Raw genomic sequence first — 18120 nt, forward strand, 5'->3', positions numbered from 1 at the left:
AACTAGCTTCTGTCTTTGACGTATTATTTCCGCAAATTGAGCCCTTTTTCCTGTCACATTGCATGAAAATTTGCAAAAAAACAACAGCTCTCATAAAATGAGCTGTTGTTTTTTATCAGTCGCTATCTTTTTGCTGAGTCGCTGTAATGTTGCTACGCTTCGGGAATCTCTAGATTCATCAGCGCTGAGCTAAGCGATTTTCCGTGAGCGTCAAGTGCTAAGGACCTTGTTACACCACCGCCAAGAGCATCATAGAGCACAAAATTCAAGGCGCCAATATTGGGCAAAGTATAACGGACTACGTTTCCTTTTACAATCTGAGAAAAATGCTTTTGAACCGCTTCTGCTGTAACATACTTTTCTAAACGAGAATAATCTTTTGAATCGTAGGCAATGAGCGATATGTTAGAAATATTGCCTTTATCGCCTGTTCTGGAATGAGCAATTTCTCTTAATTTCATCTTATATCACCTCATAATGCAAAGTAGCTTTCACAAGGTCCCGCGGCAATAATACCGATAAAACAGCAACAACCTCTTTGGCGCTTTTTGTGGCACCGCCACCGCCCGCTGGACCATTCGTGTACAAGCTTTCGACCTCATTGCCAATACGCGTCGCTTCCTTCAGCGTCTTTGTCCGTGCGGCAACGCGAAGGCGTACTTCATAGGGAGAATAAGAACCAGTGGAAAGAGCCTCGCCATGAAGCGAATTCATGCCAATAAGATCGAATTTAATTTCATCATAAGAAACGCCAGTCAGTATCAACCGTTCTTTAACAATTTCCAAGGCCAGTTGAGCCCGCTCAGCTGCCCCCGGTCCGGCATAGCTGATTTGCCCTTCCCCAATATAGCTATCGCGATACCCTACCGATACCTTGAAGGAATCCGTACGAGATCGTCCCGTCGCACCACTGACAGAAACTGCATCAGGTCGCTGCTCTTTAAACGAAACCGCGGAAAAATCAGCCACTACATCAGGCGTCAAGTAGGTTTTCGGGTCATGAATTTCATAAATAAGCTGTTCCTGGCAGGTCGCTGGTGTGACTCTGCCGCCTGCTTCTGCGACTTTCGTAATAATAAAGGAACCATCTTCTGCCGCTTCCGCAATCGGGAAACCAAGACGAGCTAAATCAGCTACATCTTTGTAACCGGGATCAGCAAAATAACCGCCAGTTACTTGCCCAGCACATTCCATAAGGTGACCAAGAACGGTGCCCTTACCTAAGAGATCCCAATTGTCTAAAGACCAATTAAATTCATAGACAAGCGGTGCTAAAAACAGCGCCGGGTCGGCTACACGGCCAGTAATAATTACATCAGCCCCTTCACGAAGTGCGGCCACCATAGGAGCGCAGCCAAGATAGGCATTGGCAGAAACAATTTTATCTTTGATCGTTGCCAATGGCTGACCTGTTTCTAAAATTTCATAATCATGAGCCAATACATGCTCAAGGACATCATCGCCTAGCACTGCCGCAATTTTCAAATCCTTAAGACCAAGCTCCTGTGCAATTTCCTTGATTTTTTTAGCGCCTGCCGCCGGATTTGCCGCCCCCATATTTGTGATAATTTTGATACCTTTTTCTTTACAAATCGCCAAAACGGCATGCATCCGATCAGCCAAAAGCGCGTCATAGCCGGCATTCGGATCGGCTAATTTTGCCTTTTGGGCCAAAGCGATTGTTCTTTCTGCTAAGCATTCAAAAATTAAATATTGAATGTTTCCCTTTTGGGCCACTTCAACAGCTGGCTCAATTCTGTCACCAGCATAACCAGCGCCAGAACCAATGCGAATTTTTTTCATTGCTTATCACCTCATCCAGTTTTTACATTTATTATTAGAAGGGGAAAACGCCGATACAGGCTGCAGCAACTGTCATAACAATCGAAGCGCCCCATAAATAAGGAATTGCAAATTTTTGGTGTTCCCCGAGTTCTACACCAGTCAAGCCAACAATCAAGAAAGTAGCTGGCGTCAAGGGACTAACAGGAAAACCTGTCGTCATTTGTCCCATAAGCGACGCCTGAGCAACTTGAATCGGCGCTACGCCAAGCATTTCAGCGACCCCGGCCGCTACTGGCATTACACCGAAATAAAAGGAGTCAGGGTCAAACAACAAGCTCAGCGGCATGGCCACTAGGCCCATCGCAAACGGAATATGGGAAGCCAATGCCGGCGGAACAAAGGAAACTGTCACCTTCGCCATTTCCTTGATCATACCGGTTCCGCCCATAATTCCCGTAAAGGAACCAGCCGCCAATAAAATCCCAGCCATCATCAAGGCTGCTTTCGCATGAGCGTCAACGCGTTTTTTTTGCATATCCACATTTGGATAATTGATCATTAATGCGATTACCGTACCAATCATAAACATAACGGCTGGATCGACTTTACCGCTAATCATAGTTGCCATGACACCGAGAGTTAAAACTACATTAACCCAGAAAACGTTAGGCCGTCTAAGTTCAATTTCCTCTGCCTTAAGTTCTCGCTTCAGAACTACATCGACAGACTGACTGCCGTCAATACCGAGCCGACGAGCTTCCTTTTTTCCCAGGATATAGGCGATAGTAAATACAAAGACAAGTCCGATGATCTGAACCCAGACAAGGGGAGTAAAAATCTCTGATACAGGAATATTCAACGCCGCTGATGAACGAAGCGTCGGCCCAGTCCAGGGAAGGAAATTCACACCGGCTGCCAAAGAAACCATAAGACATAAAATCCGTTTATCCATCTTAAGTCGTTCATAAATTGGGAGCATCGCCGGAATCGTAATGAGGAAACAAACTGCCCCTGATCCGTCTAAGTGAATCAATAGCGCTAGTAGCGCTGTTCCTACAGTAATGCGCGCCGGATTACTGCCTACGGCCTTTAACACCGCATTAATAATCGGATCAAACAAGCCTGCATCGCTCATCACGCCAAAAAATAAGATAGCGAAAACGAACATTGTTGCTACAGGCGCAATCCCCTGAATTCCTTTAATCATAAATTTACCTGTCGCTAGACCAAAACCGCCGATTAGTGAAGCGGCAATCGGCACAGCGATGAGTGCCACAAGGGGAGACATACGCTTTGTAATAATAACGCCAAGCAGAGTGACTATGGTAACCAAACCCAGAAGTGCCAGCATATTCTTTCCTCCAATACAATAATTGTTTGTTAAATATATCACAAATAATAATTGCAAGTTACATGCCAATTTGCAATATAGCCAATAAACTGAAAAATCAAGGTTTTTGCCATTGATAATTATTTATAATTCCAGAATATTAGAGGTCAACTATTAACAAACGCGCTGCTTCGCGCAATAACAGCATTTTTTCTTTCTATTATTTTAGAAATACCTTATAAAACTTTAGAACTTTGCATCATCTCGCTTTCATGAATCGACAAAAAATATGTTTTTAGCGTATAATTTAAGAGAATAAGAATTTTTCGCTAATACCAACAGCATAATCAGATCGAATTGGCTTCAGATAAGGAGAAAGTACGATGAATCAAAAATTCTCATGGTGTCTCTTATTCGTACTGCTGTTTTTCTTCGCACTCCCTATAGGTGCGTTACATTCAGAAAAGACGGCAAAGAAAGTTCTGATTCTCTACTCCTATGGCGCTGATCTTCCCGTGCAAACTTTCTTTACCCAGGGACTGCGGGAAACGTTGAAAGAAACAGGCGGCAATACAGAATATATTTACGAATATCTCGATATGGCGCGCTACGCCTCCGAGGAAAATTATGAAACGCTGCTAGCCGAATTTCTTCAACAAAAATACAGTCAAAATCAGCCAGATCTTATTGTCACCCATTTCGTCCCAGCCTGCAATTTTATGATTCATTACGGCCCCAAAATATTTCCTAAAGTCCCGACTATCCTCAGCTTTTACGAAGGCGAAGGGGAACAACATGGCGCTTTGCCGCCGAACTACTATGATGTCATCGGCACTTACGGGATTGATACAGCCGTAAATCTTATTTTGAAGACACGGCCGCAAACAAAAAACATTTACGTCATTGCTGGCGACTCGCCGCGAGAACGTCAAGCCATAGCGGTAGTAAAGCGAGAAGTAGAAGAGTTTACGAACCAAGTTACTTTTACCTATTTAAATAAGCAGCCTTTTGCTCAGATGACGGAAACAGTCGCTACGGCTGAGCCAAATTCAGCCGTATTGTTTCTCTTTCTCTTCAAAGATGCGGCAGGACAAGCCTTTATTCCTGGTACAGCCTTACAAAAACTCCATGCGGTGTCGCCTGTGCCAATCTACGGGTCTGTATCCATTTATTTGGGCCAAGGCACCGTTGGCGGCTACATGGAAAGTCAAGAAGTGTTAGGAGCCCGTTCCGGCAAAATTGCCGCCCAGCTTCTCAGCAAAACAGCTCCTGTTCCCGAAACGCTGCAACGAGGCTCTGCCGCTGAATATCTCTTTGACGCGCGCGAACTAAAACGTTGGCAAATTTCTGAAGACACACTACCAGTTGGCAGCAAGATCTTATTTAAAACGCCATCATTTTGGGAAACTTACCGCTGGTACGTCCTAGCGGCCTTGTTGCTATTACTAGTTGAATCTATCCTTATCATTGCCTTGCTATTAAATCGCCATTATCGTAAAAAGGCGGAAGCCAGAGCCCATGATGAAGCAGAAAAACAAGCAAAACTACAAGAACAAATGGAAAAACAACTAAAACTGGCAGAAGAAGTACAACGTTCCCTACTGCCGCAAGATTGTATTAACAGAAAATTTCTTCTGAAAACTCTATTTCGTCCACTTTCCATTGTCAGCGGTGATTTCTACGGCTATCGCTTGAGTGACGACGAGCAGCACCTGCATGGCTTTTTACTTGACGTGACGGGCCACGGCGTCTCTGCCAGTCTTCATACCGCCGCAATTAACAATATGATCAGCTTTTATTTAAATCAAACAAATCCTTGGACGTTGGAAAATCTCACTAAATTGAACGAGCAACTCCTCAACTATTTTCAAGACAGCAGCCTTGCGGCGCTTCTCGTCTTTACGGCTGACTTTAACCAGCACACCCTTACTTGTCTTTCCTGCGGCATCAATACCTTCCTTGTTTCTACCCAAAATAAAACGGGCCTTATTTCGCTTCCCGGCATGTATCTGGGAATCAGTCAAAAAGCCCAGTTTAATACACTTCACCTTCCCTTGCAATATGGCGACACTTTCTATTTTATGACTGACGGGATTTATGACAATTTACCAAGCAACATGAGTGAACAAGCTGGTAATTTTGAAAAATCCTTTACGAATTTAGCACAAATGCCGCTTGGTCAATTAAATCCTGATGACCGAACCGCTTTATGTCTTAAGATTCTTGACGGTAAAAAGCGGCCGCTCTATTTCGATTATTCAAATAAGGCCGAGCGGCGGAACGTTCTTTATCGCATGAATCAATTCCTTTGCGAATGTACCGGTACTGAGTCATCACAGCTCTCTATTCTGTTAGGCGAATCTCTGACAAATGCAGTAAAACAGGGGAGCCGCGTTCGCGTAAAAATCAATGTAATCGGCGCCCGTCTAATATTACGCGTCAGCGACAACGGCCCCGGCTTTGCCGGTAATGCGGCAATCAAGGAACTACAAAAGCTCCCCGCCGAAAATATCTTTATTCACTTGCTTGAAGCTGAACAAGGCCGAGGCTTGGCCATTATGCTGCTTTGGAGTGAAAAATTCCTGTATAATCGACAAGGAAATGAATTGCTACTTGTATATGCCTTACCGCAAAAAAACAATTAAAAAGTAAAGGGCCTGCCCTCGTAATGAGAGCAGGCCCTTACTGATTCGATTTGCCTTGCAATCAACTCATAGTCCCTGTGAATTGCTGTTGGCGTGTTTTTTCGCAAACAAACCTTTGATTTTATTCCAGTAAAAAGAAACTGGGTGATCTTCTACATAGAGGAAGATAATCGGAATAATAATCAAAGTAAACACCGTCGAGGAAAGGAGCCCGCCAATGACAACCCAGGCCATGCTGACTCTTGTTTCCGAGCCTGCTGTCATCGCTAAAGCAGTTGGCAGCATCCCCACAATCATCGTAAGAGTCGTCATAAAAATCGGTTTGAGTCTGGCTTTACCTGATGCAACAATCGCTTCACGAGCTGACATGCCTTCGCCCATGAGGGTCAGAGTATAGTCAAGGAGTAGTGTCCCATTTTTAGCGACAACACCGTCCATAACGAGAATTCCGATCAGCGAATACAAGTTAATCGTATTGCCAGTCACTGCTAAAAAGATTAGGGAACCGATCATCCCCAAGGGTAGTGAAAACATACGAATCACTGGTGTTGCCACTGATTCATAGAGAATCGCCAGCAGCATATATACGAGGATGAGCGATAAGATCAAAGCCTGCGCCATTTCGCTGAAGGTACTCATCATATTATCAGCTTGCCCGGTAAAGCGGTAGGAAACATTATTCCCTAAAAGCTCCGGCGTCATTTGCGCACCAATATCTTTGAGCACATCCTGCAGCGATCGATCCGTAATATTCGCCGCAATATTAACAGATTCTTGCTTATCGACCCGTCGCAGCATGACTGGCCCGACACCATCTTCTACTCGGGCAACATCGCCAAGTCGAACAAGATTATTGCCAGCTTGCAGCGGAATTGACCGCACATCTGAGGCTTTAAAGCCATCACTGCCTTTTAAGCGGACATAAATTTTCGTATCTTGTCCGTCATTCTTAGGATCGTTAGCAAAATAGCCCGCCTGGGAGCCAGCGATAGCGCCACTAAAGACATCATTAATTTCATTGGCTGTCGTATTATAAAACTTTAATTTTTCCCGATCTACATTGAGTCGTAGCTCTGGTGTTCCTTCCGTATAAGAACTGCGAACATCTTTTACTCCCTTGACTTGCCCCAAAGCTTCTTGGACCCGATAGGAAGCTTTGACAATTGCATCAAGATTGGTACCACGCAATTCAATTTGTACCGGCGAATTATTGGGACCGCCACCGCCAGTACCTGTGCCGCCCGATACGCCGGCAATAGAAGACTGAGTCTCGCTAACCTGAGCCGTAGCGCCAGGCACTTCCTGGCGTAGATATTGTCTGACTTCATCAGTTACTTGCCAAACGCTGCGGCTGCGCTCGCGCCGATCTACAAGTTGCACGCTGATGCCGCCATAATTTCCCGCTGGGGACCCGACACTAGACAAATAGTTTGTCACTTCTGGTATCGTCGCAATAAAATCTTCCACTTTGCGAATTTCTCGGTTTGTCTTATCAATATTCTGTCCTACAGGCCATTGCAGCATAACACGGAAGCTGCCTTCATCGGTCTTCGGCATATATTCCGAGCCAATAACCCCTAACGGAATCAATGCGGCGGCGCCAAAAAAGACGAGTAAAATCATGGCAATCAGTTTGCGTTTATGACCGAAGCTCCAAGTCAGAGCTTGTTCATAGCGGCGAATGGCCCCTGTTTCTAGACGATTCATGAAATCCCATACTTTCCCTTTGGGCTCATGATCGGCACTTTTAAAAAAGCGAGAGGCCAGCATTGGCGTCAGTGTAAACGAAACAAAGAGTGAGCAAAGCGTAGCAAAGACGATTGTCAAACCAAACTGGCGGAAAAACTGGCCAGTCATTCCATTCATAAAGGCAATAGGCAGAAAAACAACCACGTCGCAGAGCGTAATCGCAATGGCCGCCATGCCAATTTCATTTCGACCCTCTTCAGCGGCAATCTCGGGATCTTTGCCTAGTCGCAAATGGCGATGAATATTTTCCAGTACAACAATCGAGTCGTCAACAAGAATCCCTATACATAGCGACATCCCCATCAGCGACATCATATTGAAGGTAAATCCCGCTATATACATGACAAAGAACGTAGAAATCAATGAAGTAGGTATGGCAATTAAGACGGCTGCTGTAGAACGCCAACCCCGCAGAAAGAGGAACAGCACCAGACCAGTCGTAAAGAGGCCTTCAATCAAAGCCTCTAAGGTGTTATGCAGCGAGTCCTCAACATACTGCGAAGAGTCTGTAATCGTAATAAACTGGAAATCAGGATACTCCGCCTTTAAAGTAGCAAGCTGTTCTTTGACGGCTTTGGCTGTATCAACAATATTGGCATTACTGTTTTTGTAGACCGTCATGGAAATAACGTCCTGCCCATTCGTTCGGGCATAGCGAGTCACGCGGGCGTCCTGCTCCTTTACGGTAGCTAAGCTAGTTAAAGGAATATTAATCCCTTTATTGTTTGTTACATGAATAGATGCTAGTTCTTCCGGCGATGCGAACTGAGCCGTAAGCCGCACATTCGTTTCCTTATTATTGGTGTAGACAGAACCTGCGGGAGTCAGCACATTTTCTTGGGTAATCCTGTTTACAATCTGGCTTAAGGACATATTATAATAAGACAACTTATCCTTATCTACCTCAACAGCCACTTCTTTGTCACGACCGCCATAAAGCTGCACATCAGAAACGCCGCTGGCGCGCTGCAGCCGTTCAATAAAAATATCATTGGCCAGACTGTAGACATCACTTAACGGCTTATCGGCAATGACGGAGATCTCCATAATCGGCGAAGCATTTACATCACGCTTAATGACGGAAGGCGTCTGCACTCCTGTCGGCAGTCGCTTAGTCACTGAGTTCACATATTGAGTCGCATCAATCGCTGATGTATCCACATTGGCCCAAAACTCAAACTCTAAAGTAATCTGGGCTTTTTCCGGTCTGGCTACTGAAGTCATGTGCTTTAAATTGGATAAAGATGATAAAGCATTTTCTAGTGGCTTAATAACATCTTCCTCAACTTGCGTTGTGCCAGCACCAGGATAATTGACCGTAACTGTCACATAGGGCACATTGATAGCAGGCAAAAGCTCTACGCCGATCCGGTAAAAGCTAAACAAACCGAGAACGACGAAAAACAGTACAATCATAGAAATGCCTACAGGCTTTTTAATGGCATAACGAGTGATATTCATGGCTGATCACCTGATTTTATCGTGTCAACAAGCTGAGGATTGATAACAAGCCCCGCCCGCAAACGAGCCAAGTTCGTCAAGGCGATTTTTTCACCTTCATTAAGACCTGTAAGAATTTCGATAGCATCAGCGCCGCGAGCGCCTAACTGCACAGTTCGTTGTTCCAGCGTATTATTCGCGCCGACAACAAACACATAGGCCGAGCCGTTTTTCTCCACTATAGCGTCTTTCGGTACAGTCACAGCCTGGGGCCGCAGCACGGAATTAATAATCGTCCGCGTAAACATGCCGCTTCGCACCGAACTATCAGGATTATCTAAGGCAATCCTGAGCATAAAGGTCAGCGTCGTCGCATCACTAGCAGGACTAATATAAGTAATTTTTCCCGGATAGGTTCTACCAAGTGACTCTACGCCTACACTGACAGGCATTCCGAGCGATAACGCCGGTAAATCCTGTTCCGAGACTTGACAGTCCACATAAATATGGCTGTTATCAAAAATACTGAGAAGTTTTTGCCCTGCTTGCGCAATGTCGCCTGCTTCAATCTGGCGATAACCAATCACGCCGCCGCGTGGCGCAGTAAGGACAAGATCATTGCGTTGTTTTTCCGCCGCACTGATACTATGTTGCGCTTTGAGGGCTGCTGACTGGGAGGATTGAATCGCCGCAGCCATGCCCTGATTCATCTGATTCGCTAACGTGTCGACTGATGCTTTAGCATCAGCCACTTGCTGCAAACTTGTATCAAGGGCCTCTTTGGAAATAGCGCCTGCTGCATATAAGGCTTTATTGCGCTGATAGCTTGCTAGATTTTTTTCATAGTCCGCTCTGGCGCGATCATAATTGGCATTAAAAGTGGCCTCAGTCGTTACAGCATCAGCAGCAGCCTGATTATAGGCCGCCCGGTTCTGCGAAATAGAAATATCAGCATCACCCGTATCTTGAACAATAAGCACCTGCCCCGGCTGAACAGCTTGACCAAGACTTACATTCACTGCTGTAACGCGCCCTTGATATTTCGCAGCAATATCCACTTGAGCTTCCGGTACGGTCTGCCCAGTTAGCGAAATTCGTTTCACTAAATCACGATGCGTAACCGTACCGACATCTACCGTCGTAGCAAGGCGACCGCCGGCTTTGTCTGCACTCGCTTTATGGGTGCTCCAGTAGCGAAAAGCAAATAAAAGTCCGAAACCAATACAAATTACAAGTCCCATATACAGCAACCGCTGCTTGCGGCTTGCCCCCCGCCAAAACATCTTTGTCATTGTCGCTCCCCTTTTCCTCGCTAGTGAATATCGGCTCATTCCGTTGCCTTGCAGCCAAGATTTTCTTTTACTGTACCATGAACCTATGACAATCCGATGACAAATGCCTTAAAAGGAACGGCTCGCCGCAAAGTCAATAAAAGCTTTTGCCGCTTTTGATAAATAGCGTCCTTCATACCAAGCTACACCAGCTTCTATATAGAGAGGTTCAGATAACTTTCTCGTAACGATATTCCCATGTTTAGCCGCAATGGCGTCAAGCACAAAAGAAATACCAACGCCTTGCTCCACCAGTCCTAACACCGTCTCAATCTGTCGCGACGCAAAAACGATTCTCGGTGTAAAGTGATGTTTTGCCGCCTCTTCCATAATGACTTTACGAAAATAAGTATCTTCACGAAACAAGATAAAAGGATATTTCGCGAGTTCGCTAAAGGGAACCTGCTTGGCCTGAGATAAAGGATGATCGAGGGGCAGACAAAGCAGAATTTCGCCTGATGCGACAGGCACCGAGCTAAGCTCTGGCGGCGCATTTGATAGAATCATAATCCCAATATCCAGTTCCCCCTGCTCCAAGCGACGACGAATCGACAATGATCCCTCTTCCACAAAGTGCAATTCAAACTGCGGAAATTCCCTGGCAAATTCAGCAAATAATAACGGAAAAAAGAAGGCGCCCACAATGGGCGTTACGCCGATTTTAATCGAGCCTTTCTGCAATAAGCGATAGTCATGCATTTCCTTAATAGATTCAGCCAGCTTTCCTAAAATCTCATCGACTCGCCCCAGAAAAATCTTACCCTCTACCGTCAAATCAATCTGACGCTGCCCCCGGTCAAGAAGCTGCACGCCTAGCTCCTCTTCCAGTTTTTGAATAGCCACAGAAACAGACGGCTGGGCAATATGAAATTGCTGCGCCGCCTTCGTAATGCTTTTGACTTTTCCCACAACCTGAAAATATTCTAACTGGCGTAAATCCATAGGCGCCTCCCTAGCTAAAACATAGTTTATAACTATTCTAACATAGTTAGTTAATATTTTTCATGTATAAAAAACGTGACTATACTTAGAGTATAGAACTCATTACGGTACTATATAAAGGAGGATTTTCCCATGCTTATTTTGTCTTATCTGGCTTTAGGCCTCTTTATTGGCGCATTCGGCACGTTAGTTGGCGTTGGCGGCGGCTTTCTGCTTGTCCCGCTGTTTATCATGGTTTTTCACTGGTCGCCAGCCCATGCGGTCGGCACATCTTTGGCCATCGTCTTTTTGAATGCTTTATCAGGTTCTATTGCCTATGTAAAGCAAAAAAAGGTTTACTACGATGCAGCCATCCGCTTTAGTCTTGCCACTTTGCCTGGCGCCTTCCTTGGCAGTTATCTTGTTCAGTACTTTACCGGAGCAACTTTCCGCACCGCTTTTGGCACACTCCTGCTTATCATTGCCGTGCTCATGTTTTTCCGGCCATCCGCCAAAGGTCAGCAACCTGCTTTTGATCCAAAAACATTTCAATACAACCGAATCTTCGGTATTTTGCTAAGCCTCGTAGTCGGCTTTCTTTCGAGTATTCTTGGCATTGGCGGCGGCGTGATTCATGTACCGGCCATGGTATATCTCTTGTCTTTCCCGCCCCATATTGCTACAGCGACATCGCACTTTGTCCTATGCATTTCTAGTTTTGTCGGCGTTATTTCCCACTTCTTGCTTGGCAATATCTTGCTCATGCCAGCTGCTACCATCGGCATCGGCGCTGTCATCGGCGCTCAGGCTGGCGCCAAACTCTCGACCAAAACAAAATCGCGGGTCATCATGATTCTATTGGCAGTGGCTCTCTTCGGTCTCGGTCTAAGGCTGATTTTCACAGCCCACGCGTTTGCTTAAGAAGTTTCCCTATTTCAAACCATCAAACACAGACTGATTCTGTTCTTGCTAGCACAAGGGGCTGCCGCATACTGCGTCAGCCCCTTTAACTTATTTATTGAACTGGATTTTTGAGCAAAGTCAATACTTCGGTTACAGCTGTTCCCACCATGCTCGATAACGCCTCTACGGTAGATAAAGCGCCGTCCGTATCGGAGCGGGAAATGCTTTTATCAATCATAAACGCGCCGGAGGACGCCGAATACACTTTTAAATCCACAGCCGCATCAAGCGGATGCACCGCAAAAAGCACAACATAATTCACATGGCGTTGCGCACTATAGGCGGCAAGCGAATCAGGTGTAGCTTCTGTTACACTATGAATATTATAGTCGGTCAGATCACGCAATACCTCGCTGCCTGACTGTACTTCACTGCCAAGCATTAGCAAATTGACTTTCAAGCGAATGACTTCATTCAGCGCCTTGTTCATCAAATCGGTTCCTGGCACATAATGACCTGATGTATCGATATACAAAGCAACAGCAGCCAAAGAATTATCACTTGCTGCCGCAAAAACCCTAGATCCTAAAGCAGGTTGCAAAACAAGCAGTCCCAAACACAAAACGATCATAATTTTTAATCGCAAAAAACTCACTCCTTTTTAAAAAAGCTAAAAAAATCTTACCTTAGTATTATAGCGCGTCCTTCCCGGAGCGGCAATTACAGTAAAAAAGAAAGTATCTAGCGCAGGAATTCTCCCGTCCCAAGCGAAAACATTGGTAACATTGTCTTGCGAAAGGGGTTTTGGTTATGTCTCTGTCTTACTCAAAAAAAACGATCCAATGGCACTGTCTATTATTTCTTCTATTCTTTGGGCTGCTGACGGTTCTGTATCCGACGATCTCGCAAGCAGCTGAACTGGAAACAGATCTTGTCAAAATCCCGTTGAAATTGCCTGATGCCAATTACGATCTAGATGGGAAAATCTATAAACCAGAAGGAGATGGGCCTTTCCCCCTTATTGTTTTAACCCATGGCACGCCGCGTACCGCCACCGATCGATTACTTACTAATGTCAATACTTACTTTAGACATCAAGCAGCGTATTTTGTCAAACAAGGCTACGTCGTTTTATTTGTTGTAAGGCGCGGGTTTGGCGAATCAAGTGCGCCTTATGCCGAAGCAACGACTTTAACAGCAGGTAGGCGAAACTATACCCACGCAGGCCTCGAAGCGGCAAAAGACCTCTCGGCGGCCATTAGCTTCGGCAAAACGCTTCCTTATGTCAATCCCAGCAAGATTATCCTGGTAGGTCAATCGACTGGCGGACATTCTGTGATTGCTACTGGCTCGCTGCAAATCCCCGGCGTGATTGGTATCGTTAATTTCGCTGGCGGCCGCGGCTCTTACGCGCCTGACCAAGTCTATAATAAAGATGATTTGATCGCCTCGATGGAGTTCTTTGGCAAAACCTCGCGAATCCCCACACTCTGGCTTTACGCTACGAATGACCATTATTTTAATCCTGATTTAGCGCAAGCCATGGTGAAAGCCTATCAAAGTGCCGGCGGCAACGCTGCTTTTGTCACCCTACCGGATTTTAGCGACGACGGTCATCGGTCTTTTGTGGGAAACCAAAAGGCCTGGTCCCCGGCCGTAACGGCTTTTCTCGCAACACTTTTACAACAGAAATAGAAGTAGATACATTATAAGACAAAAGCTTCGGCGATGTAACGCCGAAGCTTTTGTCTTATTTTTCGTCTTCCTTTTCCTTCATACGGCATCCCTGACAACCTTTAGAGCAAGCGCAAGCGTCACTGCCCTTGACCTGCCGATAAGCAAGACGGCCAAGATAGAAGACCGCGCCCAAACCAATCAATCCTAAAAGAATATTTTCCATATTCCCTCCTCCTAACGCACTCCGAATAGCAGCCCGCCATGATATACGAGAAAAGCCATCACCCAGGCGACAGCCGTCGTATAGATTGAGGCAAACAGGGCCCATTTCGTTGAGTTTGTTTCGCGCCGGATGGCGGCGATTGTCGCCACACAGGGCGAATAAATTAAAATGAAGACCATCATAGTATAAGCGACTAGAGGATTCATCGCCGGATCAGCCGCTAAGGCTTTAGCCAGCTCACTACCTGTTTTCCCGCTATCACCTACGCTGTAAATTGTTGCCATAGTACTTACAATCACTTCTTTTGCTGAAAAGCCAGCAAATAAGCTAACAGCTTGTTTCCAAGTAAACCCAAGCGGCGCCACAAACGGCTCTAAGGTCTTACCGATTTGCCCAGCATAGCTTTGCGCCAGTTTTTCGCTGGCCTGCGCCTGCTTTAACTCTGCCATCTGGTCGTCTAACTCTTGGGACAGTTCCTCAAGTTCGTCTGAATTATAAGAATGGCTGTTAACTTGCTTCTCATAATTTTGCACAAGCTGAGCTTGCAGGGCATCATAGTCGGCACTATAAGAAACTTCCGCCGGATAATTCGTTAAAAACCAGATCAGAATGGATACTGCCAAAATAATCGTGCCAGCTTTGCGGACATAAAGAATCGTTCTTTCCCACATATGCAGCAAAATACTTTTCAGCGAAGGGCAGCGATAGGGTGGCATTTCCATTACAAAAGGTTCGGTATCACCCTTTAATAAAAAAGTTCGCAGTAAGCGGGCCATAAACACAGCTAAGAAAATGCCTAAAATATAAATTGAAAACAGCACGGTTCCCGCCATATTCTCGGGGAAAAAGGCGGCGCAAAGCAGTGTATAGACAGGCAGCCTGGCACTGCAGCTCATAAAGGGCGTAACCAAGATCGTCACAAGACGGTCGCGGGGGTTTTCCAAGGTCCGCGTTCCCATAATTGCCGGAACACTGCAGCCAAATCCCAGTAATAATGGAATAAAGGATTTGCCATGAAGCCCCACTTTATGCATGATCCGATCCATAATAAAAGCGGCTCGCGCCATATAACCGGAGTCTTCCAACACAGCAATCGCCGCAAAGAGGAGCAGAATAATCGGGACAAAAGACAAGACGCTGCCAACGCCGCCAATCACACCATCAATCAGCAGATCTTTCAGCCCGCTCTCCGGTAACATCTCACCAGCATATTGGGCCAACAACGAAAGACCTGCCTGAATCGTCTTCTGCGGACCCGATCCAATCGTAAAAACGAGATTAAAAACCAACCACATCATAGCTAAAAAAAGCGGTATCCCGAGCAGTCGATTCGTTAGAACCGAGTCAATCCGATCTGATAAAGTCTTTGCTGACGGCGCCTCGCATAAAACAATGCGGCGATACAATTCACCCACGTACTGATAACGTTTATCAGCTACAATGCTGGCCACATCATCATCAAATTGAGCAGCAAGATCTTTGCTTAAGACCGCAGCTCGCGCTAAAAGTCGTTCACTGCCAGGTAAGTCTTTTATCTGACGAATCACATCGCGATCCTCTTCCAGCAACTTTAGCAAAAGCCAACGTTGCGGGTACTTCAGGGCTACCACGTTTTCCGGCATTAAGGAACTTAGCGCTTGAATCGCTGCCTCGATTTCCCGTCCATAATCTAGTAAAAAGCCGCTTTGCGGCTCCTTTGCAGCCGCTACAGCCCGTTGCAGCAGATCTTCCAACCCACGTTTTTTATTTCCCACAGTAGTCACAACAGGCACGGAAAGGATTTCGCCTAGCTTCTCCAGACTAAACTGGAGTCCTCTAGCTGCCGCCACATCAACCATATTTACCGCTAACACCAGTGGTCGATTGAGTTCCAATAACTGCACAGCTAAATAGAGATTCCGCTCCAAATTGGAACCGTCTAAAACATCAATAACAACATGAGGCTGTTCTAACACAATAAAATCTCTCGTAACAACTTCTTCAATAGAATAAGCAGTCAAACTATAGGTCCCTGGCAAATCAACAATTGTCAGTTCTGTGTCCTGAAACAGCTTGCGTCCGGCCTTTTTTTCCACCGTAACGCCTGAATAATTACCGACATGCTGATTCGAGCCTGTCAAATGGTTAAAAATCGTTGTTTTGCCGCAATTCGGATTCCCGGCAAGAGCAATCGTAAGGGATGACCTAGACATTCTATTCTCCTTAACTAAGCCTTGCTGTTAGGCAAGACAACATACTTCATCTGTTACAATTTCTACTTCAATATATTCAGCTTCCTGCTTACGCAGCGACAAATTAAAAGCTTTCACTTTAATTTCCATAGGATCGCCAAGGGGAGCAAATTTCTGCACTTCAATCAAGGCGCCCGGCACAATCCCAATATCAAAAATCCGCCGTTTAATCGGCCCCTTACCAACAATGCGCACTACGCGGGCTTTTTGTCCAGCTGTAAGTTCGCTAAGCGCTTGCGCCATGCCATCGCCTCCATTCACCATACCATAAAGGTATTGATTATCATTTTCATTGTAACGAAATTAGCGCTGCCTTGTCAATACCATCAGAACGTCCAAGGGTTCGCCACAGTGTAATCTTTCTAACTATTTTTAAAGTGCAGCCATTTTTCACCTTGACAAAAAAAATGTTACCTTGTATACTTAATTTAAGTTTTACAAGATTACACTATTTAAAACAACTTCATTATGCTCCATAAAAGTAATGACGGAGACACCCCTTTATGATTCTTTTGTTTCAGAGAGCCGATGGTTGGTGCGAATCGGTAACAAGCTCTTAAAGGACATCACTCCTGAACTGCAACGCTGAATAATAGTAAGCCGCGCCGGAATCAACTCTATTATAGAGTGCAACCGTTACCTTGCTAGGGTTGTTAGACCTAATGAGAGGCAGTTCTTTTTTTATGATAAAAAGAACTGTGAAAAAGGGTGGTACCGCGAGATAGCCTCTTGCCCCTTGAATGACGATTCAAGGAGTCAAGCGGTTTTTTTATTTTCAGCGTTCGGTTCGATGTCGACGCGAAACGCCGCTGTTACTCAACAAATTTATCTATCAGGAGGATCGTGTTATGAATCTCTTAGAAAAAATAGCTACGTTTATCTGTAAAAAGTTCACCTTATGGGTCATTCTGTTTTCCTGCATCGCCTTTTGGCAGCCAACGCCATTCAAGCCGATTGTTCCGGCCATTTCTTATCTGCTTGGCTTTATTATGCTCGGCATGGGCCTTACCATGTCGCTCGATGATTTCAAGCTTGTTTTAAAACATCCCCGCGAAGTCTTCTATGGCGTATCTTTCCGGTATCTGCTCATGCCCCTCATTGGCTATGGCGTTGCCAAAGTACTGGGATTGCCACCGGCCCTAGCTGCTGGCGTTGTACTCATCGGCGCTTGCCCCAGCGGTACCGCTTCCAATGTTATGTCCTTTATCGCCAAAGGTGATACGGCGCTTTCCGTTACCGTATCCAGCGTAAATACCATTTTAGCGCCGCTGCTTACTCCCTATATTTTCTTAGTCTTAGCCGGATCGTTTATCCCCATCGATGTAACTGCACTCTTTATTGAAATCGTAAAAATTGTCCTACTACCTGTAGCGACAGGCGTAGCCTGCCGGATGGTCTTTAAAGAAAAATTGGATCAAATCGTTCACATTGTGCCTGCCTTTTCTGTCATCTGCATTATTACGATTCTGTCCTGCGTCGTTGCCGTAAACGCTGCTAAACTAGCTACAGTCGGCCTGATTATTGTAGCCGCCGTTTTTCTCCACAACAGTCTTGGTCTCCTGCTTGGCTATGGTTCCGCTCATGCTGTTAAAATGGGTGAAAAGAAAGCGCGGGCCATTACCTTTGAAATTGGCATGGAGAATTCTGGACTTGCTGTAGCCCTCGCCATGGCCCATCTTGATCCCATGGCCGCCCTCCCCGCCGCCGTATGCAGTATCTGGCAGAATATCAGTGGCAGTATTCTGGCTAGCTATTGGGGCTCCAAAACAGAAAAATCGGCGATGGTCTCTGACCTTGTGGATTCCAAAGCCTAACTTTCCCTAAGAACTCGCCCCCAAAAAACATCTTCTTGCAATCAAAAAAAGAAGACTGCCTCCCAGCTCAT

At 45.6% G+C, this 18120-nt stretch carries 14 protein-coding genes and 1 other annotated feature; of the genes, 4 read left to right on the plus strand and 10 right to left on the minus strand.

What is annotated here, in order from left to right:
- Positions 1 to 152 precede the first annotated feature (152 nt).
- The 3 genes from AC0NJP_RS05645 to AC0NJP_RS05655 are packed head-to-tail and all read right to left on the minus strand — an operon-like array spanning position 153 to position 3136.
- Positions 153 to 461: an AtuA-related protein gene (locus tag AC0NJP_RS05645; RefSeq protein ID WP_474699100.1), complete on the minus strand. Its 309-nt coding sequence runs from the start codon at positions 459 to 461 to the stop codon at positions 153 to 155.
- Position 462: 1 nt separating this feature from the next.
- Positions 463 to 1803: an acyclic terpene utilization AtuA family protein gene (locus AC0NJP_RS05650; protein ID WP_474039258.1), complete on the minus strand. Its 1341-nt coding sequence runs from the start codon at positions 1801 to 1803 to the stop codon at positions 463 to 465.
- Positions 1804 to 1837: 34 nt separating this feature from the next.
- Positions 1838 to 3136 (minus strand): CitMHS family transporter, encoded by a 1299-nt coding sequence (locus AC0NJP_RS05655; protein WP_474699101.1) that lies wholly within the window; start codon positions 3134 to 3136, stop codon positions 1838 to 1840.
- Between the two features lie 362 nt (positions 3137 to 3498).
- On the opposite strand from AC0NJP_RS05655, the gene AC0NJP_RS05660 reads away from it, so the two are divergent.
- On the plus strand, positions 3499 to 5760 hold the full coding sequence (locus tag AC0NJP_RS05660) for a SpoIIE family protein phosphatase (protein ID WP_474699102.1): 2262 nt from the start codon (positions 3499 to 3501) through the stop codon (positions 5758 to 5760).
- Positions 5761 to 5826: 66 nt separating this feature from the next.
- Here AC0NJP_RS05660 and AC0NJP_RS05665 read toward each other — a convergent pair whose 3' ends face one another.
- The 3 genes from AC0NJP_RS05665 to AC0NJP_RS05675 all read right to left on the minus strand — a co-directional run bounded on the left by AC0NJP_RS05665 (position 5827) and on the right by AC0NJP_RS05675 (position 11222).
- Entirely contained in the window at positions 5827 to 8970 is a 3144-nt protein-coding gene (locus tag AC0NJP_RS05665; protein ID WP_474699103.1) for an efflux RND transporter permease subunit, read from the minus strand.
- Positions 8967 to 10241, minus strand: a complete 1275-nt coding sequence (locus tag AC0NJP_RS05670) for an efflux RND transporter periplasmic adaptor subunit (RefSeq protein WP_474699104.1) — start codon at positions 10239 to 10241, stop codon at positions 8967 to 8969. The genes AC0NJP_RS05665 and AC0NJP_RS05670 overlap by 4 nt, the downstream gene beginning before the upstream one ends.
- 108 nt (positions 10242 to 10349) lie before the next feature.
- A complete protein-coding gene (locus AC0NJP_RS05675) occupies positions 10350 to 11222 on the minus strand; it encodes a LysR family transcriptional regulator (RefSeq protein WP_474039263.1) in 873 nt (290 codons plus the stop codon).
- Between the two features lie 132 nt (positions 11223 to 11354).
- Between AC0NJP_RS05675 and AC0NJP_RS05680 the strand changes: the two genes are divergently transcribed.
- Positions 11355 to 12122, plus strand: a complete 768-nt coding sequence (locus AC0NJP_RS05680) for a sulfite exporter TauE/SafE family protein (protein WP_474699105.1) — start codon at positions 11355 to 11357, stop codon at positions 12120 to 12122.
- 94 nt (positions 12123 to 12216) lie between these two features.
- Here AC0NJP_RS05680 and AC0NJP_RS05685 read toward each other — a convergent pair whose 3' ends face one another.
- A complete protein-coding gene (locus AC0NJP_RS05685; RefSeq protein ID WP_474699106.1) occupies positions 12217 to 12750 on the minus strand; it encodes a hypothetical protein in 534 nt (177 codons plus the stop codon).
- A 164-nt stretch (positions 12751 to 12914) separates the two neighbouring features.
- Here AC0NJP_RS05685 and AC0NJP_RS05690 point away from each other — a divergent pair, with 164 nt between their 5' ends.
- A complete protein-coding gene (locus AC0NJP_RS05690; protein WP_474699107.1) occupies positions 12915 to 13799 on the plus strand; it encodes an alpha/beta hydrolase family protein in 885 nt (294 codons plus the stop codon).
- A 55-nt stretch (positions 13800 to 13854) separates the two neighbouring features.
- On the opposite strand, the gene AC0NJP_RS05695 is transcribed toward AC0NJP_RS05690, so the two are convergent.
- From AC0NJP_RS05695 to AC0NJP_RS05705, 3 genes are read right to left on the minus strand one after another with little or no spacing between them, the layout of a single operon-like run.
- Positions 13855 to 14004: a FeoB-associated Cys-rich membrane protein gene (locus AC0NJP_RS05695; protein ID WP_474039267.1), complete on the minus strand. Its 150-nt coding sequence runs from the start codon at positions 14002 to 14004 to the stop codon at positions 13855 to 13857.
- A gap of 11 nt (positions 14005 to 14015) precedes the next feature.
- Entirely contained in the window at positions 14016 to 16196 is a 2181-nt protein-coding gene (feoB, locus tag AC0NJP_RS05700; RefSeq protein WP_474699108.1) for a ferrous iron transport protein B, read from the minus strand.
- Positions 16197 to 16223: 27 nt separating this feature from the next.
- Positions 16224 to 16478 (minus strand): FeoA family protein, encoded by a 255-nt coding sequence (locus tag AC0NJP_RS05705; RefSeq protein WP_474039269.1) that lies wholly within the window; start codon positions 16476 to 16478, stop codon positions 16224 to 16226.
- Positions 16479 to 16710: 232 nt separating this feature from the next.
- Positions 16711 to 16975 (plus strand) — a binding site (T-box leader).
- Positions 16976 to 17083: 108 nt separating this feature from the next.
- Here AC0NJP_RS05705 and AC0NJP_RS05710 point away from each other — a divergent pair.
- Positions 17084 to 18049 (plus strand): bile acid:sodium symporter family protein, encoded by a 966-nt coding sequence (locus tag AC0NJP_RS05710; protein WP_474039270.1) that lies wholly within the window; start codon positions 17084 to 17086, stop codon positions 18047 to 18049.
- Positions 18050 to 18120: the final 71 nt, after the last annotated feature.

It is taken from the genome of Pelorhabdus sp. sgz311002, from assembly GCF_056134285.1.